This window comes from Photobacterium aquae, assembly GCF_001029445.1.
GTDB classification, from domain to species: Bacteria; Pseudomonadota; Gammaproteobacteria; order Enterobacterales; family Vibrionaceae; genus Photobacterium; species Photobacterium aquae.
The window spans coordinates 139715-159133 of sequence record NZ_LDOT01000022.1; the positions used below are offsets into that span (position 1 = coordinate 139715).

General features: G+C 54.4%; 15 protein-coding genes. 12 read left to right on the forward strand and 3 right to left on the reverse strand.

Features of this window, described 5'->3' with window-relative positions; translation table 11 throughout:
- Positions 1–25 precede the first annotated feature (25 nt).
- The 10 genes from prfC (at position 26) to deoD (ending at position 11738) form a co-directional block, all read left to right on the forward strand.
- Positions 26–1606, forward strand: coding sequence for a peptide chain release factor 3 (prfC, locus tag ABT56_RS15080; RefSeq protein WP_047879767.1), 1581 nt, complete (start codon positions 26–28; stop codon positions 1604–1606).
- 52 nt (positions 1607–1658) lie between these two features.
- Entirely contained in the window at positions 1659–3908 is a 2250-nt protein-coding gene (gene glgX / locus ABT56_RS15085) for a glycogen debranching protein GlgX (protein ID WP_240478322.1), read from the forward strand.
- A gap of 15 nt (positions 3909–3923) precedes the next feature.
- Positions 3924–4094: a DUF5363 family protein gene (locus ABT56_RS24220; protein WP_169753932.1), complete on the forward strand. Its 171-nt coding sequence runs from the start codon at positions 3924–3926 to the stop codon at positions 4092–4094.
- Positions 4084–4869: a TatD family hydrolase gene (locus tag ABT56_RS15090; RefSeq protein ID WP_205626092.1), complete on the forward strand. Its 786-nt coding sequence runs from the start codon at positions 4084–4086 to the stop codon at positions 4867–4869. The genes ABT56_RS24220 and ABT56_RS15090 overlap by 11 nt, the downstream gene beginning before the upstream one ends.
- Before the next feature lie 207 nt (positions 4870–5076).
- Positions 5077–6366, forward strand: coding sequence for a NupC/NupG family nucleoside CNT transporter (locus tag ABT56_RS15095; RefSeq protein ID WP_047879717.1), 1290 nt, complete (start codon positions 5077–5079; stop codon positions 6364–6366).
- 303 nt (positions 6367–6669) lie between these two features.
- Entirely contained in the window at positions 6670–6840 is a 171-nt protein-coding gene (locus ABT56_RS15100) for a XapX domain-containing protein (protein WP_047879770.1), read from the forward strand.
- 488 nt (positions 6841–7328) lie between these two features.
- The gene (gene deoC, locus ABT56_RS15105; RefSeq protein ID WP_047879718.1) at positions 7329–8102 is read left to right on the forward strand and encodes a deoxyribose-phosphate aldolase; all 774 of its coding nucleotides are present in this window, start codon (positions 7329–7331) and stop codon (positions 8100–8102) included.
- Positions 8103–8314: 212 nt separating this feature from the next.
- On the forward strand, positions 8315–9643 hold the full coding sequence (gene deoA, locus ABT56_RS15110; protein ID WP_047879719.1) for a thymidine phosphorylase: 1329 nt from the start codon (positions 8315–8317) through the stop codon (positions 9641–9643).
- 11 nt (positions 9644–9654) lie between these two features.
- On the forward strand, positions 9655–10875 hold the full coding sequence (locus ABT56_RS15115) for a phosphopentomutase (RefSeq protein ID WP_047879720.1): 1221 nt from the start codon (positions 9655–9657) through the stop codon (positions 10873–10875).
- Between the two features lie 140 nt (positions 10876–11015).
- Positions 11016–11738, forward strand: coding sequence for a purine-nucleoside phosphorylase (gene deoD, locus ABT56_RS15120; RefSeq protein ID WP_047879721.1), 723 nt, complete (start codon positions 11016–11018; stop codon positions 11736–11738).
- 95 nt (positions 11739–11833) lie between these two features.
- Here the strand turns inward: deoD and ABT56_RS15125 are convergent, their stop codons facing one another.
- Positions 11834–12445 carry a YtjB family periplasmic protein gene (locus tag ABT56_RS15125; RefSeq protein WP_047879722.1) on the reverse strand — a complete coding sequence of 204 codons (612 nt, stop codon included), beginning with the start codon at positions 12443–12445 and terminating at the stop codon, positions 11834–11836.
- Positions 12446–12694: 249 nt separating this feature from the next.
- Here ABT56_RS15125 and serB point away from each other — a divergent pair, with 249 nt between their 5' ends.
- A complete protein-coding gene (gene serB / locus ABT56_RS15130) occupies positions 12695–13651 on the forward strand; it encodes a phosphoserine phosphatase (RefSeq protein WP_084722310.1) in 957 nt (318 codons plus the stop codon).
- 13 nt (positions 13652–13664) lie between these two features.
- On the opposite strand, the gene ABT56_RS15135 is transcribed toward serB, so the two are convergent.
- Positions 13665–16019 carry a PilZ domain-containing protein gene (locus ABT56_RS15135; RefSeq protein WP_047879724.1) on the reverse strand — a complete coding sequence of 785 codons (2355 nt, stop codon included), beginning with the start codon at positions 16017–16019 and terminating at the stop codon, positions 13665–13667.
- A gap of 142 nt (positions 16020–16161) precedes the next feature.
- On the opposite strand from ABT56_RS15135, the gene radA reads away from it, so the two are divergent.
- On the forward strand, positions 16162–17553 hold the full coding sequence (gene radA, locus ABT56_RS15140; protein ID WP_047879725.1) for a DNA repair protein RadA: 1392 nt from the start codon (positions 16162–16164) through the stop codon (positions 17551–17553).
- A 93-nt stretch (positions 17554–17646) separates the two neighbouring features.
- Here radA and ettA read toward each other — a convergent pair whose 3' ends face one another.
- Positions 17647–19314 carry an energy-dependent translational throttle protein EttA gene (gene ettA / locus ABT56_RS15145; protein ID WP_047879726.1) on the reverse strand — a complete coding sequence of 556 codons (1668 nt, stop codon included), beginning with the start codon at positions 19312–19314 and terminating at the stop codon, positions 17647–17649.
- Positions 19315–19419: the final 105 nt, after the last annotated feature.

The window sequence follows — 19419 nt, forward strand, 5'->3', positions numbered from 1 at the left end:
ATCTCTCACAGGATTATCAACGCTTATGTCTTTTCTTACTGAAGTGGGCAAACGTCGTACGTTTGCGATCATTTCTCACCCGGATGCGGGTAAAACCACAATTACCGAAAAAGTTCTGTTGTTCGGAAACGCCATCCAGAAAGCCGGTACCGTCAAAGGCCGCGGCTCAAACCAGCACGCCAAGTCGGACTGGATGGAGATGGAAAAAGAACGTGGTATCTCGGTAACCACCTCGGTGATGCAGTTCCCATACAATGATTGTCTGGTTAACCTGCTGGATACCCCGGGACACGAGGACTTCTCGGAAGATACCTACCGTACTTTGACGGCGGTTGACTCGTGCCTGATGGTGATCGATGCCGCTAAGGGTGTCGAGGATCGTACCCGTAAGCTGATGGAAGTTACCCGTCTGCGTGATACGCCGATCGTGACGTTCATGAACAAATTGGACCGTGAAGTGCGTGATCCAATGGAAGTCTTGGACGAAGTTGAAAACGAATTGGGTATGATGTGTGCGCCAATTACCTGGCCAATTGGCTGTGGTAAAGAGTTCAAAGGTGTTTACCACATCCACCGTGACGAGACGATTCTGTATGAATCGGGTCATGGTCATGAGATCCAAGAAGTTCGTATCATCAAAGGTCTGGATAACCCAGAGCTTGACGAGACAGTAGGTGCAAACCTAGCCGAAAGCGTGCGAGAAGAGCTTGAGCTTGTAATGGGTGCTTGCCCTGAGTTTGATCTTGATGCGTTCCTGACCGGTGAGCTGACTCCGGTTTACTTCGGTACGGCACTGGGTAACTTCGGTGTTGACCACATGCTAGATGGCTTGACCGAGTGGGCGCCAGCGCCGAAAACGCGTCAAGCGGTAGAGCGTGATGTTGAAGCAACAGAAGAGAAATTCTCTGGCTTCGTGTTCAAGATCCAGGCAAACATGGATCCAAAGCACCGTGACCGTATTGCGTTCATGCGTATCGTGTCGGGTACTTACACCCAGGGCATGAAGATGAACCACGTGCGTACCGGTAAGCAGGTGAGCATCTCTGATGCCGTAACCTTCATGGCCGGTGACCGTTCTCGTGCGGAAACGGCGTATGCTGGCGATATCATTGGTTTGCACAACCACGGTACGATTCAGATCGGTGATACCTTCACTCAGGGCGAAGCGCTGAAGTTTGCGGGTATTCCTAACTTTGCCCCTGAACTGTTCCGTCGTATTCGCCTGAAAGATCCACTGAAGCAGAAGCAGTTGCTCAAAGGTCTGGTTCAGCTGTCTGAAGAAGGTGCGGTACAGGTGTTCCGCCCGCTGCAGAACAACGATCTGATCGTTGGTGCGGTAGGTGTGCTGCAGTTCGACGTGGTTGTTGCCCGTCTGAAGGCTGAATACAACGTGGAAGCTATCTACGAAGGCGTTAACGTTGCGACGGCGCGCTGGGTTGAGTGTGGCGATGGTAAGAAGTTTGAGGACTTCAAGCGCAAGAACCAGAGCAACCTGGCCCTGGACGGCGGCGACAACCTAACGTACATCGCACCGACCATGGTTAACCTGAACCTGGCCAAAGAGCGTTTCCCTGAGGTTGAGTTCCGTGCAACCCGCGAGCACTAATCGCGCCAGCCGGTGATACCTGATAAAAACCGCCCCTGTGGGCGGTTTTTTTATGTCTGTTTTTCGTCAGGGGAGTGTGGCGGTATTTTTTTGCTTTTGCGGACTGGGCGGCACGTTTTTCTCTGGATGTTTACTATTCTGGTTGATGCATATGGCGGGCGAAGCGGCCCATACCTGCGAAACGCAGACAGCCCCGGCGGGGCACGGAGGGAGTCCGATGTACGAATTGGCACAGTCACACGATGTTTATACCTGGCCGGGAGAGGCTTATCCGCTGGGGGCGTCGGTCAAGCGCAATGGCGTGAATTTCACCCTCTATTCCAAAGATGCAACCCGGGTTGTCTTGCACCTGTTTGCGAGCGCTGAGGCAGCTAGCCCCGAGCACAGTTTCGAGCTTGATCCGAGCATTCACAAACGGGGCCATTACTGGTTTATCTTTGTCGGCAATATTGGCCACGGGCAGGTTTACGGCTTTCAGGTTGATGGCCCTTGGGATCCGGAGAGGGGGCAGCGCTTTGATGGTGACAAGCTGCTGATCGACCCTTATAGCCAGGCGATCAGCTTGGGCCGCAATTACGACCGCCAGCGGGCGATCGGCAAGGGGCGCAACATGGATGCCAGCCTGCGCAGTATCGTGGTCGATCAAAGTGAGTTCGACTGGCAGGGCACCGTCACCCCGCGCCATTCACTGACCGAGACCATTATTTACGAGATGCATGTCGGTGGTTTTACCCGCCACCCCAATTCAGGCGTTAGCGAGGCCAAACGCGGCACGTTCGCCGGGGTTATTGAGAAAATACCATACCTTAAGTCGCTCGGGATCACGGCAGTAGAACTGATGCCGGTGCAGCAGTTCGATGTTGACGATGCGCCCGAGGGCAAGCAGAACTACTGGGGCTACAGCCCGATCAATTTCTTCTCGGTGCACTCGGGCTATAGCGTCGAGAAAACCCCGCTGGCGGCCATAGACGAGTTCAAGACCTTGGTACGCGAGCTGCACAAGGCCGATATCGAGGTGATCCTCGATGTGGTGTTCAACCATACTGCCGAGGGCGATGAGTTCGGCCCGACATTCTGCTTCAAGGGGCTCCAGAACGGGAGTTATTACCTGCTTGATCGCGAGAACGGCCGTTACAGCAACTTCAGCGGCTGTGGCAACACCTGCAATGCCAACCACAGCGTGTTGCGCCGGATGATCATCGATGCTCTTCATTTCTGGGTCACGGAGATGCATGTCGACGGCTTCCGTTTCGATTTGGCCTCGGTACTGGCCCGTGACGGCAGCGGCCAGCCGATGAGTGATCCGCCTTTGCTGTGGACGATAGATACCGACCCGATCCTGTGCGCGACCAAGATCATTGCCGAGGCGTGGGATGCGGCGGGGCTGTATCAGGTCGGCTCGTTTATCGGTGATCGCTGGAACGAGTGGAACGGCAAGTACCGCGACGATGTGCGCGCGTTCTGGCGTGGCGATAATGGTTGTGTGAGCCGCTTTGCCTCGCGGATCCTCGGCTCGCCCGATATCTATTGCAGCCACCACCACTCACCCCACCGCTCGGTGAATTTCATTTGTGCCCACGACGGCTTCACCCTCAATGATCTGGTCAGCTACAGTGACAAGCACAACTTGGCGAACGGCGAGGGCAACCGTGACGGTGACAACCACAACCTGTCGAGCAACTATGGGGTTGAAGGGCCGACGACTCTCAAGGACATCGAGGAGATACGGGTTCGCCAGTGCAAGAACATGCTGGCAACGCTCTACTTGTCGCTCGGTACGCCGATGCTCAACATGGGGGACGAGGTGCGCCGTACTCAGCAGGGCAACAACAATGCCTATTGTCAGGATAACCCGATCAGCTGGTTTGACTGGCAGGGGCTTGAGCAGCATGCCGAGATGCTGCGTTTTGTTCAGATGCTGGCACAGGTTCGCAGCGCCGAGCCGACTATCGACTGGAATCTGCATACCCCGCTCAGTTCGGTGGTGGAAGACGTCAACATTTGCTGGCACGGCGTGATGCCTGATCAGCCTGATTGGTCGGAGCATTCCCATTCCATTGCCCTGACGGTGTACCACCCGATCACCTTGGATGAGCTCTATGTGGTGTGCAATGCCTATTGGGATCCGATTGAATTTACTATTCCTGATCGCGACGACAGCGACTGGCACCTGCTGATTAATACTGCGAACCCGTCGCCGCAGGATATCTATCTGGTGGAGGAGGCCCCTAGTTACCCGGACAATACCGTTCTTGTAGCGGGGCGTAGTATGATTGTGATGGTCGCGAAGTCGAGGAAGTAAAGAGTAGGAGAGGTAATGCGAAATTGGCTCAAACAGGCACTGGCGGCATACGACCGCTGGTGCGCCTCCATGGGGTTGGTGCCCGAGAACCGCCGGAGCTGTGCGCCGGTGCGTTATGATCATGACGACCCGCGTCATCCCGATAACCGTTGCCAGCCAAAACGGGGGGAGCGGGATGTTGATTGACAGCCATTGCCATTTTGACTTCCCGCCTTTTGCCGATGATCCCGCCCACTATCTGGCGCTGGCCGCACAGGCCGGTGTGGGACGTTTGGTGGTGCCGGCTGTGGGTGAGCGCAATTGGGCGCAGGTGCGCCAGCTCGCGGGTTGTTTTCCCCAGATCTACTACGGGCTCGGCCTGCATCCGTTTTTCAGTGCGGAGCACACCCCAGGGGCGATGGCGCGGCTTGCCGCTGAGCTTGGTTCAGAAATGAGCCTGCCGGGCACTCGGTGCGTCGCGGTTGGCGAATGTGGGCTAGACTTTGCCATTGCTGATGTCGATCGGGCACAGCAGATGTCGCTGTTAGAGGAACAGTTGGTGCTTGCTAACCAGCACGGGCTGCCGGTGATTTTGCATTGCCGCAAGGCCTATCCGGAGTTGCTGCAATTGTTGAAGCGTCACCGCCCGGAAGCGGGCGGGGTATATCATGGTTTTAGCGGTAGTTTGCAACAGGCAATGCAACTAATTGAACTGGGTATCAAAATTGGTGTCGGGGGGACGATCACCTATCGCCGAGCCAATAAAACCCGCCATACAATAGCGTCATTGCCCCTGACGGCATTGCTGTTGGAGACCGATGCGCCGGATATGCCGGTGGCGGGTTATCAGGGGCAGCCCAATCGCCCGGATCGGCTGGTGCAGGTGTTGGCCGAACTGGCGGCGATACGGGGGGAAAGTGAGCAGGAAATAGCGCAGGTAACAAACTTAACTGCAGCTGAATTATTCCGCATTCCGATATGAATCCACATCACAAATATAAACGTTTGCGCCAAACGGTTGCAATCATTTGTGATTGGTATCACGTTTGCGGTTGTGGGCTGGCTTTATTTCCTTGCAAACTGTGAGCGCGGCATTATTTTATCCGGCGCTGCATGAGTATAATGCGCCGGACTCTTAATGAGCCGAATTGTCGAGACGCCAAACTTAACTAAAGGGATGCCATAAACTATGAGCCTGTTTATGAGCCTGGTTGGGATGGTAGTACTGCTACTAATCGCAGTACTTCTATCTGATAACCGCAAAGCTATTAATCTTCGTACTGTTGGTGGCGCATTTGCCATCCAATTCTGTCTAGGTGCATTTGTACTTTACGTACCTGTGGGCCGTGATGTGCTTTACGGCATGTCAACTGCTGTTTCCAACGTTATTGCTTATGGTAACGATGGCATCAACTTCTTGTTCGGTGGTTTGACGTCGGACAAAATGTTTGAAGTATTCGGTGGCGGCGGCTTCGTTTTCGCCCTGCGCGTACTTCCAGTAATCGTATTCTTCTCTGCACTGATTAGCGTACTTTACTACTTGGGCATCATGCAGGTTGTTATCAACATCCTGGGTGGTGGTCTGCAGAAGGCGCTAGGTACTTCTCGTGCCGAATCTATGTCTGCAACAGCTAACATCTTCGTTGGTCAAACGGAAGCACCTTTGGTTATCCGTCCGTTCGTACCTAAAATGACTCAGTCTGAGCTGTTCGCGGTAATGTGTGGTGGTTTGGCATCTGTTGCTGGTGGTGTACTGGCTGGTTACGCATCAATGGGCGTGCCACTAGAGTACCTAATCGCGGCCTCTTTCATGGCGGCACCGGGTGGTCTGCTGTTTGCTAAAATCATCAAGCCTGAAACTGAAGAAGCTGTTGAGCAGATGGCTAGCGATGCAACGTCTGGCGACGACAAGCCTGCCAACGTTATCGACGCAGCGGCTGCGGGTGCATCTTCTGGTATGCAGCTAGCGCTTAACGTGGGCGCAATGCTACTTGCTTTCATCGGTCTGATTGCTCTGGTTAACGGTATCCTTGGTGGTATCGGTGGCTGGTTCGGTATGCCTGAGCTGACTCTGGAAATGATTCTGGGTTATGTCTTCTCACCACTTGCGTTCCTAATCGGTGTGCCTTGGTCTGAAGCAACTGTAGCTGGTTCTTTCATCGGTCAGAAACTGGTTGTGAACGAATTCGTTGCTTACCTGAACTTTGCACCGTACCTGAAGGACGTTGCTGAAGGCGGCATGGTGATTGCACAGACTGGTGCTGAAATGTCTGATAAGACTAAAGCTATCATCTCGTTCGCACTGTGTGGCTTTGCTAACCTGTCTTCTGTGGCAATCCTACTAGGTGGTCTGGGCGGTCTGGCTCCAAGCCGTCGCCACGACATCGCACGCTTCGGTATGAAGGCTGTAGCAGCAGGTACTCTATCTAACCTGATGTCTGCAACCATTGCTGGTCTGTTCGTGACCCTGTCAATGTAAGCCTTTCGGTTATACCGTTTGAAACGCCGCGGCCCTTGTGCCGCGGCGTTTTTGTTTGTGCTGTCTGGCTGGGTCGAAGGCGGTGCTTGGACCGGTGCGCGGGCTGCATGCGTGGCATAGTGCGCGGCATGGCGCGTGTGTTTATCGAGTCAACAGATTAGGTAAACATGAAACAGGCTTGTCTATTCTTATCTGATAAAATCGATTGCGCTCCGTTTTCTCGACATTGCCTTTGTTAGCATTACTTTCGTTGTCGAGGAGACTACACTAACTGTGTTTGAAATAGAGACAGAGGGTGTGGTGATGAGTGAAGTCTTATTGGCCTTGGCGGCAGGGTTTATTGTTGGTGTGCTGTTTTCAGCGCTTAAACTTCCGATTCCAGCGCCACCGGTATTGTCCGGGGTGATGGGGATAGTCGGGGTCTACGGTGGCGGGATTGCCTATCAGTGGATCGTAGAGCGCTTTTTTACCTGACAATAGGCGTGGTTGCTTACCCAATGTTGTTGTTGGTGTTTTTCTTCCGGTAAACACATTGTCGACTCTGGGAAACGTAACTTTCATGGTGAGTGGGCGGCTGGCTTGGTATTATTGACAGGCACCATCACAAACAGATTCGTGTTGTTTCAGTGGGTATTATTCATGTTGCGAGAGGCAGCATATATCGCTGGGCAACCTTCGGCAGATCAGGTTTGGCTTGGTTTGCACGGTGACAGGGAAAGCAATCAGGATACCGAACTCGCGTTGGTGGCCTGAGTCTTCAGGGAGCAAGTCCGTAAACCCCGCAACTCTCGGTAGAGAGTCGGGAAAACTGTTCGCGTTGCGGGCCGTTTGGTGGTGGCACAAGAAACTGCAACCAGACGTATGGAACAGTTTTCGCATACTTTGGCGACGCTGCATATTTCCGGATTGGAAGGGCGGGCCGAGTATAAGCTTGGTAGAAATTAACTGGACTGGAGAAAGTCATGAGCGATTTAAAAGCTGCTGCACTGCGTGCACTTAAACTAATGGACCTTACAACGCTTAACGATGATGACACTGATGCGAAAGTGATCGAGCTTTGTAAGAACGCTAAGACGCCTGTAGGCAACACAGCAGCTATCTGTATTTACCCACGTTTCATCCCAGTTGCTAAGAAGCAGCTGTGCGAGCAGGGTACGCCAGAAGTTCGCATTGCGACTGTGACTAACTTCCCTCACGGTAACGACGACATCGAAATCGCAGTAGCTGAAACAAAAGCCGCTGTAGCTTACGGTGCAGACGAAGTTGACGTGGTATTCCCATACCGTGCGCTAATGGCTGGCAACGAAGAAGTTGGTTTCGAGCTAGTTAAGCAGTGTAAAGCAGCGTGTGGCGATGTATTGCTGAAAGTGATCATCGAAACTGGCGAGCTGAAGACTGAAGAGCTGATCAAGAAAGCTTCTGAGCTATCAATCAAAGCTGGCGCTGACTTCATCAAGACTTCTACTGGTAAAGTGCCAGTAAACGCAACACCAGAATACGCTGAGATCATGCTGAACGTGATCAACGACATGGGCGTAGCTAAGACTGTTGGCTTCAAGCCTGCAGGTGGTGTACGTACCGCTGAAGACGCACAGCAGTACCTAGATATGGCTGACCGTATCCTAGGCGCTGAGTGGGCAGACAACATGCACTACCGCTTCGGTGCTTCTAGCCTGCTAGCTAACCTGCTTCACACGCTGGGCGAAGGCGAAAAAGCGGCTGAAGGCGGCTACTAATCTTTTCTCGACAGGGTGGCTCAGGCCACCTTGTTTTTAGGTCTTTTGACCGACCCAATACCCGTGATGCTTTACTGTTTGGTTCTTGCCTGCTGCGGCGCAACGCAATGGGACGGCACCCTTATGCCTGAGAATCACTGAAAGGCCCGATGTAACTGAGTTGCCAGGGTAAAGCGTCTCACCACCCTACAGAATGAAAAACGGGGAATACCATGTATTTACCACAAGAAATTATCCGCAAGAAACGTGACAACATCGAACTGACTGCTGACGAAATCAACTTCTTCATCCAGGGCGTTGCCAAAGATACCGTATCGGAAGGCCAGATTGCCGCTTTCGCAATGGCGATTTTCTTCAATGACATGACTATGGACGAGCGTGTTGCCCTGACTTGTGCGATGCGTGATTCTGGCATGGTTATCGACTGGAGCCACATGAATTTCGATGGTCCGATTGTCGACAAGCACTCGACAGGCGGCGTGGGCGACGTGACGTCCCTGATGCTTGGCCCAATGGTGGCGGCATGTGGCGGTTACGTTCCGATGATTTCTGGTCGTGGCCTTGGCCACACGGGTGGTACGCTGGACAAGCTTGAAGCGATCCCTGGCTACGACATCACCCCGAGCAACGAAGTATTCGGTCAGGTGACCAAGGACGCAGGCGTGGCGATTATCGGCCAGACTGGCGACTTGGCTCCAGCTGACAAGCGTGTTTATGCGACTCGCGACGTAACGGCGACGGTTGATAATATCTCTCTTATCACCGCTTCTATCCTGTCTAAGAAGCTGGCTGCCGGTCTTGGCTCGCTAGTGATGGACGTGAAGGTTGGCTCTGGCGCATTCATGCCGACTTACGAGGCATCTGAAGAGCTGGCCAAGTCTATTGTTGCGGTAGCCAATGGTGCAGGCACTAAGACCACAGCTTTGCTGACAGACATGAACCAGGTGTTGGCATCAACTGCTGGTAATGCACTCGAAGTTCGCGAAGCCGTGCAATTCCTGACCGGTGAATACCGTAACCCTCGTCTATTTGACGTGACTATGGCATTGTGTGCTGAAATGTTGATAAACAGTGGTTTGGCAGAAGATCTTGATCAGGCAATGGTTAAGCTTCAGGAAGGTCTGGACAGCGGTAAGGCAGCAGAATGCTTCGGCAAGATGGTTGCTGGCTTGGGTGGCCCGGCTGACTTTATGGCAAACTACGACAACTACTTGGAAACGGCTGAAATTGCCAAGCCGGTATATGCCGAGCAGCAAGAAGGTTACGTTTACGCGATGGACACCCGTGCCCTAGGCATGGCTGTGGTAGGTATGGGCGGTGGCCGCCGTGTACCAAGCGACAAGATTGATTACGCTGTGGGCCTAAGCGACATGATTCGCCTTGGCGACAGCGCAGACAAGCCGCTGGCTGTGATCCACGCGCGCAACGAAGCGCAGTGGGAAGAGGCTGCGAAAGCGGTACGTGCAGCGATTACGATTGCCGATACCCAACCAGAGCCGACTCCGGTTGTCTACCGCCGTATTCGTCTAGAAGATTGTTAAGGGAGATCCCGATGAAACGTTCGATTATTCTGGTACTGGACTCATTTGGTATTGGCGCAACGGAAGACGCCGACAAATTTGGTGATGTGGGTGCAAACACCCTTGGCCACATCGCTGAAGCCTGTGCCCGCGGCGAAGCCGACAACGGCAACCGCAGCGGCGCACTGAAGCTACCTAACCTGAACAAACTGGGTTTGGGCAAGGCGTGTGAGGAGTCATCGGGCTACTTCCCAGAAGGGTTGGAGCAGGGCGTTGAGTTCAACGGTGCATTCGGCCATGCCAAAGAGCTGTCATCGGGCAAGGATACTCCGTCTGGTCACTGGGAAATTGCTGGTGTACCTGTACTGTTTGACTGGGGTTACTTTACTGACCACAGCAACAGCTTCCCACAGGAGCTGTTGGACCGCATCGTAGAGCGTGCCAAGCTGCCGGGTTACCTAGGTAACTGCCATGCATCGGGTACTCAGGTACTTGACGATCTTGGCGAAGAGCACATGAAGACCGGCAAGCCGATTTTCTACACCTCTGCCGACTCGGTATTCCAGATTGCCTGCCATGAGGAAACTTACGGTTTGGACAACCTGCTTGAGCTGTGCCAGATCGTGCGCGAAGAGCTGGAAGACTACAACATCGGCCGTGTTATCGCTCGTCCGTTCATCGGCGCTGGCAAGGGCCAGTTCGAGCGTACCGGCAACCGTCGTGACCTGTCTATCGAGCCGCCAGCACCGACTGTGCTGCAGAAGCTGGTAGAAGAGAAGAACGGCAACGTTGTGTCTATCGGTAAGATCTCTGATATCTATGCTGGCTGCGGTATCACCAAGAAGGTGAAGGCAACCGGTATCCCTGCATTGTTCGAGGCGACACTGGAGCAGATCAAGGAAGCGGGCGACAACACTATCGTGTTCACCAACTTCGTTGACTTCGACTCAGCATACGGCCACCGCCGTGACGTTGCTGGTTACGCGGCTGCGCTTGAGTACTTCGATGCGCGCCTGCCAGAGATTTTGGCTCTGCTAAAAGAAGATGACGTGCTGGTTATCACTGCCGACCACGGTTGTGATCCAACATGGCCGGGCACAGACCACACCCGTGAGCATATCCCTGTTCTGGTTGCTGGTCCTAAGGTGAAGCCGGGCTCACTGGGTCGTTTGGGTACGTTTGCCGATATCGGTCAGTCGCTAGCAGCGCACTTCGGTATCACTGATATGGAATACGGTAAGTCATTCTTGTAATTTGCTTGCTGTAAAGCCTTCAGATTGGCTGTTTCGGTCTATATTTGTGCTAGATTGAAGCAGCCAACAAGAGACTAATTGACATTGATGTTGGTAAAATCATTCAGTGCTATACCAACATAACTATTAAGGAATTAACGATGGCAACTCCTCACATTAACGCTGAAATGGGCGATTTCGCAGACGTAGTACTGATGCCGGGCGACCCACTTCGCGCCAAGTACATCGCTGAGACTTTCCTAGACGATGCCAAAGAAGTTTGTAACGTTCGTAACATGTTCGGTTACACCGGTACTTACAAGGGTCGCAAGATCTCTGTAATGGGCCACGGTATGGGTATCCCATCATGCTCTATCTACGCGACTGAGTTGATCAAAGACTACGGCGTGAAGAAAATCATCCGTGTTGGTAGCTGTGGCGCGGTACGCGACGATGTGAACCTGCGTGATGTTGTTATCGGTATGGGTGCTTCTACTGACTCTAAAGTAAACCGTATCCGTTTCGGTGACCACGATTTCGCGGCACTGGCTGATTACGATATGGTTCAGAACGCAGTTGAAGCGGCGAAGGCGAAAGGTGTTGACGTTAAAGTTGGCAACATCTTCTCTGCTGACCTGTTCTACAACCCAGATTTCGATTTCTTCCAGACTATGAAGAAGTACGGCATCGTTGGTGTTGAGATGGAAGCGGCGGGTATCTACGGCCTTGCGGCTGAGTTCGGTGCGAAAGCCCTGACTATCTGTACTGTGTCTGACCACATCCTGCGCGGCGAAGCGACAACTTCTGAAGAGCGTCAGCTGACGTTCAACGAGATGATCGAAATCGCGCTTGAGTCTGTTCTGCTAGGCGACAAAAACGCGTAATTGATACGCGAATTTGACGGCGAAAAAAAAAGCTTGGGGCAACCCAAGCTTTTTTTATGTCTGTCATTTATACCGGAGATGCGGTATGCCGCTGGCTAGTCTTTGGTATTGGCCGTGAGCAGGAACGGGAAGTGCCAGATGTCCTTGCGGCGGCCGAAGGTGAAGGCCAGCAGGAAGCCGATCATCAGTGCGCTGATAATCATGGCCCGGATCACGTTGGTGACATAGTCGATTCGGCTGATGGTAGCCGCGAGCAGTTTGTCATGCTCTAGGGTAATTCGCAAAAAGCCCACGACCTGATGCTCGGTCATGACCGGCTCGACCAGCTGTTGGCGGCCTTGGCTGGCGATAGAGAGCGGGGTGGACAGGCCGGTGATCATTTCCAGTGGTAGCGCGTTTTGGCTTCTGGCAATCGTTGCCCCTTCCAGCTCGTAGAGGGTGGCATCGAGGATCAGCGGTTCGTCGGTGAGCTGCTCGACCAGTTGCTGGAGCTGTTCTTGGTTTTTCTCGACGATATTCGGTGCGGCCGTTTCTGCGGCTAGCCGCACTGCCATTCGCGATAGCTGTTGGGTTTGGTCGCTCAGCGCCTGATAGTTGCGCTTGGTAAGATCAGCGCCGTATTCCAGCATGGTTAGCACGGCCGCCAAGCAGCCAAAGAGAACGAATAGCTGCCAGGCTTTGATAAATCGGGATTTTTTTACTTTCATTGTCTTGCCCAGTGCGGCGGCACTCCATTGGGTACAAAATTAGGTCTCTAGGGTAAAGCTCTTGGCATTATGGCGGCTATTTGGGCGTAAGCAAAGAATAAATCGGCTAATCGGCGTACTGTGAACGATGGTACTGGGGTTTGGCGTGATGAGAGGCAATCCTTTGTTGCTTAAACACGCATCTTGAGGTCACTTGGACATATAGGTTAACGTATAGCCTATACGGAGAAGAACACGGATGGTTTACAGGTGCTGAAAATTAGGAAACATACCACATTGCTGGCGCGATTCCCCGAGGTCGTTGCTGCGGATAATCGTGAGCGGTATCGGGCGACGACCTTGATTTACGGTAAGGCAATTCAACCGGCGGCCTTGACGGCGGTTGAACGGGTAACCGGTGAGCCGTTGCAGATTGTGGCGGCATGGAAAGTTGGCCGCTACGACTGTTTGCTGGTGGCCAATCCCTATGATTTGCAGCTTGAGCAGGGTGTTGTCTCACAGCAGCTTGATATCGCAGATTTGCGAGATGCGCCGGACTTGCGCGAGCCGGGGTTGGTGGTGATGGATATGGACTCGACGGCTATCGAGATTGAGTGCATCGATGAAATTGCCGCATTGGCAGGCGTGGGCGAGCAGGTATCAGCAGTGACCGAGCGGGCGATGCAGGGCGAGTTGGATTTTGCCCAAAGTCTGCGTGAACGGGTCGCGGCGTTGAAAGGGGCCGACGAAGCCATTCTGGCCGAGGTTCGCGAGCGGTTGCCGATGATGCCAGAGCTTCGCGAGATGGTGGTAACGTTGCAGGCTCGGGGCTGGAAACTGGCGATTGCATCGGGGGGGTTTACCTATTTTTCCGACTACCTGCGCGACGAGCTTGGGTTGGTCGAGGCACGCTCCAACACCCTTGGGATCGAAGATGGTAAGCTGACCGGCAACGTAGAGGGCGAGATTGTTGACGCCCAGGCCAAGGCATCGATCCTACGCAATCTAGCATCGCAGCTCGATATAGCCCCGCACAACACGGTGGCTATTGGTGACGGTGCCAATGACTTGGCCATGATCCACGCCGCGGGGCTTGGCGTGGCCTATCACGCCAAGCCACGGGTGGAAGCTGAGTCACCGGTGGCGATCCGCTTTGCCGATTTGGGCGGTTTGGTCTGCATCCTCTCGGCATCGCTGGTTCCCCAGCAACTGGGTTGGTCTGGTTAAGCTAAATTAAATGTTAATTAGCGCCTAGGCGCAGCAGAACCTCATCGGTGATATCAATGATCTCGCCGCACCCAACGAGCTCGCTGAGCTCAGACTCCAACGTTTTGGCACGGTGCATCGTCAACCGTGCCAGCTCACCGATTTCCTGACTGATCAGGGCGGTCATCGGGCTGTGTACCGGTACTGCTGTGATCTTCAGCGCCATAAATATGCCGTTTTCCTGCGCTTGGCGGATAAATTTGATCCGGGCATCATTGTCGGCAAATTCCCTGTGCAGTTTGCTTTGGGTTTCAATCAGTTTGCCGTCGCGGTAGCGCGCGTAGCAGTAGAGATCGTGGCTGAACGGCGTATGCACTTCTACGGGGCGCATGGTTTCCGTCAGCATGGTTTTGATCCGATTACGGAACAGTGACTTGAGACTATAGCTATCCCCGTCGTTGAGCGGCTGGAACAGTTTGATGATTTCGGGGAACGGGGTATTACTGCCGATCGCCTTGAGCCGGATTTTGTGATCCACCTTCTCGGTGAAATAGGGCACGCTGTTGAGGCGACGCAATAGCATCCGGTGCATGGCCAGCAGGAGCTCGCCGCGTGGCAGGCGCTCTTCGCTGACAACCAGTTTCAGCTCATTGTGCTTGATCAGCTTGCGCAGGAAGCTCTCGCCGCTCTTGGCGATCCGGCCGTCCCCGGTTTGCAGCCGGATGTTGAGCTGATCCGGGCTGATGCGCATGATCTGGTACGGGATCTCGCTGAGCGGAAACTGCTTGTTGATCGTCTGCAATCGGGGGAAGCTGATAGCGACGGTGTCGCCCCGGCGCAGCATGGCCGGTTCCTTGAGCTGGATGTTCAGGCCGCGCGAGGAAAAGTCGATACTCCGCCCGGCGATCTGCTGGGTGTCGCTGCGCAGGGTGATCGGAGTACCATAAAGGAAGCGCTCTTCGCTGCGCTGCGGCTTGGGATCGAAAAAGACCCCCTTGGCACTGGCAACCGGGTTGCGTTGGTGACGGAACCGGTTGAGGGCGCTTGGTGGGAGCCTTGGGCGGTTGCCCATCCGGTAGTCCTGCTGGGACTCAGGGTTGCTGAGATCTTGCAGTAGGCCGATATGGGTCAGCGTCTTGATCTGCTCGACCATGTCGGGGGCGAGGTGTTTGAGCTGCTCGATATCGTCCGGCATCACGGCCTGCAAGGTCAGGCGGTAGACCCGCCAGCTGCTGCGCTGGGCACCGAGGTACCAGAACAATTCGCGCTCGTCGCTGTCCAGCTCCGACAGGGCGGCGGAATAGAAATAGCTGCGGTTGTTGTACTCGTGGCCGAAGCTGTAGAGCAGGGTTGAGGAATATGTCATGCCGGGGCGGGCGAGGTTGGCCAGTCGCTCGGGAGAGAACAGCTGGTTGATCACCGGCTGGTGGCGCTCGTCGTGCCAGTATTGCCAGATAGGGCGGTTGTGCTGGGTGAGCAGGGCATATTCCAAGGTGTTGCCCGAGAAAAACAGCGGCAACCCGGCACTGTGTTTAAGGTAGCAGTGCTCGTAGCCGCGGGTGCGGGCCTGCAGGACCTTGTCGTTATGGTTCTGCTTGGCGCGGTTGGCGGTTTGGTTGAGGTAGCTGTTGATGGCGTCTTTGATGATCCCTTCGTGGCCGAGCAACCTGACCCGTAGCCATTTGTTGCTGGCGCAGTCGTTGTTGTCTTCAAGGCCGATGATCCGGTAGCACAGGGTGTTGTCGTTGAGCTTCGGGGCCTGGATCTGGCGCGCGAGATCTGGGTAGCTGACGTGGATATCCATGCCCAGCTGGTAGTTGAAGGACGCAGGGACCTTGAACTTGGCACCGGAATAGGAAATATCGCTGGTGGTTGCGTTGACCACTTGGCCGAACGGCAGGGAGAGTACGGCCTGAGTGGCGATTTGCAGCCGGTTTTCGTTGCGGCTTAGGTAGTGGCCGAAACGGATCAGGGTCGCATCGAACTGCGGATCGTCACTGGCTGCGATTTCGGTTTCGGTCGGGTAGAGCTCGCCGTTCTGGTGCAGGACCCGAAAGTTGTTGCGGGTATTGTGCAGCTCTTCGTAGAGGCCGACCCTGAATCTCCCGCCGAATATACCGATCCGGTTCTGGTAGATGTTGATGGCGACATCATCAAGCCAGTGTTGCTTGCCGTGGAGTTGGTATGGCCGACATTCCCCTTTGACCCGGCCGCGTAGGTCGACGGCTTTGTGGTTGAGGGCCATGATCCGGTGGAGTTCCATTTTTATTTTGAGCCGGGTCGGGCCGTCTAGGTCGGCAGCCATCTGCAGGAAGATGTTTTCGAAGTCTTCGCTGTCGTAAACCGGGATCAACTGCTCGAGCAGTCCTTTGTATTCGTCAGGCAACATTGTTCTTTTGTTCGCAGGTATTTCGTTTAATATCGTTATTTTGCCGCAAAAGCTGAGTATGTCATCTTTTTGCGTTGAGTTTTTTGTATTACGTCGATTTTGTGGCGCAATACGTTCGGTTTATATGATGTAAGGTTGAAACATGGCGAAAACCAAACGTGCCTATGTGTGTAGTGATTGCGGCGCTGATTTTCCGCGCTGGCAGGGACAATGTAGCGCATGTGCGGCATGGAACACGATCACTGAGTTCACGATCCCCAAGACCCGTGCGGCAGTAGGGGGCGGCGCTGCCGCAGCCAGCAGTTACGCGGGTGGGACGACTCAGGTTCAGAAGCTGTCGGAAGTTGAGAGCAAGGATCTGCCGCGCTACAGTTCGGGTGTCAGCGAGCTTGACCGGGTGTTCGGTGGCGGTATCGTGCCGGGCTCGGTGCTGTTGCTGTGCGGTGATCCGGGCGCGGGTAAGTCGACCCTGCTATTGCAGAGCATCGGTTCGGTGGCGGCGACCAAGTCATCGCTGTATGTGTCCGGCGAGGAATCTATCCACCAGATCTCTCAGCGCGCCAAGCGCTTGGGTACGCCAAACCTCGACAATATCAGCGTGGTGGCGGAAACCTCGGTGGAGCAGATCCTGGCTCATGTCACGGCGCAGAAGGCCGAGTTTGTGATTATCGACTCGATCCAGACAATGACCGTGGCCCACAACGATTCGGCGGCGGGCAGTCCGAGTCAGGTCAAGGAGTCGGCAGCGGCGTTGACCCGTTTTGCCAAGACTGAAGGGGTGACCTTCATGATTGTCGGCCATATCAACAAGGACTCGAATGTGGCTGGCCCGATGCAGCTGATCCACATTGTCGATGGCCTGTTCTCGCTGTCGTCGACCTCGGATGAGAAGTTCCGGGTGCTGCGTACCTCGAAGAACCGTTTCGGTGCCGATTCCGAGTCGTGCTTCTTTGCCATGACCGAAACCGGGATGAAGCAGGTTAAGAACCCGTCGGCGATCTTCCTCAGCCGCTCCAACAAGAACCATGCCGGTTCGGCCTGTACCACCCTCTGGGAGGGGACGCGCCCGTTGTTGGTGGAGATTCAGGCCTTGTGCAATAGCTCGGTGACCGAGAACCCGCGCCGTTTGACAGTGGGCTATGACTCGAACCGTCTGGCGATGTCGATTGCAGTATTGGCCCGCCACGGCGGGATCATGCTGTCGGACATGGATATCTTCGTCAACTGTGTCGGCGGGATCAAAATTGAGGAGACCTCGGCGGATCTCGCGGTGCTGCTGGCGATTTTCTCCAGCTTCAAGAACGCACCGATCCCGCAGGATGTGCTGGTGTTCGGTGAAATCGGTCTTAATGCCGATATCCGCCCGGCCGCCAATGGTATCGAGCGTATTCGCGAAGCGGCCAAGCAGGGCTTTACCCGCGCGATTATCCCCAAGGCCAACGCCAGCCGTCAGGTGCCGGGGATCGAAATTATTGCGGTGGAAGATCTGCAGGAGGCGCTGTCGGCGTTCGACCGGATCTGCAACCCTGTCTGATACATGGCGGTTGGATTTCCAGCTATAAAAAAACCGGGCCAAGCCCGGTTTTTTGTTGGCGCAGGGTTTGCCCGACGCCGGCATGTCGCAAGATTACTTGGCGATACGCTTGTACTTGATGCGGTGTGGCTCGGCAGCCTGTGCACCCAGCGTTTTCTTCAACCAGTCAGTGTACTCGGTGTAGTTACCTTCGAAGAAGTTAACCTGACCTTCGTCACGGTAGTCAAGGATGTGGGTTGCAACACGGTCAAGGAACCAACGGTCGTGCGAGATCACCATGGCACAGCCAGGGAATTCAAGCAGTGCTTCTTCCAGTGCACGTAGGGTTTCTACGTCCAGGTCGTTGGTCGGTTCATCGAGTAGCAATACGTTGCCGCCCGCTTTAAGCAGCTTCGCTAGGTGAACACGGTTGCGCTCACCGCCAGACAGTTCGCCGATGCGCTTCTGCTGGTCGCTGCCCTTGAAGTTGAAGCGAGACACGTAGGCACGGGCCTGAAGCTCGAAGTTGTTGATACGGATGATATCCGCACCTTCCGAGATCTCCTGGTATACCGTGTTGTTGTCGTTCATGCTGTCGCGGAACTGATCCACAGACGCCAGCTTCACAGTGTCGCCCAGTTCGATGGTGCCTGAATCAGGCTGCTCTGCGCCGCTCAGCATCTTGAACAGGGTCGATTTACCCGCACCGTTGGCACCGATGATGCCGACGATCGCACCCTTAGGCACGCTGAATGACAAATCGTCGATCAGTACGCGGTCACCAAACGACTTGGTCAGGTTCTGTACTTCGATAACCTTGTCGCCCAAACGCTCACCTGGCGGGATGAACAGTTCGTTGGTCTCGTTACGGCGCTGGTGTTCGGTGGTGTTCAGCTCTTCGAAGCGAGCCATACGCGCTTTCGATTTTGCCTGACGACCTTTAGGGTTCTGGCGAACCCACTCAAGTTCTTTCTCGATGGTCTTCTGACGAGCTCTCTCTTGAGACGCTTCTTGTTGTAGACGCGCGTCTTTCTGCTCTAGCCATGAGGTGTAGTTACCTTCCCATGGAATACCTTCACCACGGTCAAGTTCCAGGATCCAGCCAGCTGCGTTGTCTAGGAAGTAACGGTCGTGGGTGATTGCCACAACAGTACCGCTGTAATCAACAAGGAAGTGTTCCAGCCATGCTACGGATTCTGCATCCAGGTGGTTGGTTGGTTCGTCAAGCAGCAGCATGTCTGGCTTGTCTAGTAGCAGACGACAGATTGCCACACGGCGACGCTCACCACCGGACAGGAATTTCACTTGCGCGTCCCACTCAGGTAGGCGCAGGGCATCGGCGGCACGCTCTAGCTGCATGTCTAGGTTGTGGCCGTCTTTGGTGGCGATCAGTGCTTCCAGTTCGCCTTGCTCTTTGGCTAGCTTGTCGAAGTCAGCGTCTGGTTCGGCATAGGCCGCGTAGACTTCATCAAGGCGGGTCAGAGCGTATTTCACGTCAGCGACAGATTCTTCGACAACTTCACGAACGGTTTTCTCTTCGTCCAGTACCGGTTCCTGTGGCAGGTAGCCAACTTTCAGGCCGGTTTGCGGGCGCGCTTCACCTTCGATATCGGTATCGATACCAGCCATGATGCGTAGAAGGGTCGATTTACCCGAGCCGTTCAGACCCAAAACACCGATTTTGGCACCCGGGAAGAAGCTCAATGAAATATCTTTTAGGATTTGGCGCTTTGGTGGGACGATTTTGCCCACGCGCGACATGGTATAGACGTATTCAGCCATAGCCGTTGCGATCTCTAAAATTCAAATAAAGGGGTATTTTACCTGTTCTGGACATAAGTTTAACAGCTATGTGCAAAATAAATGGTAAGAGAGTGTGCTGGGTAA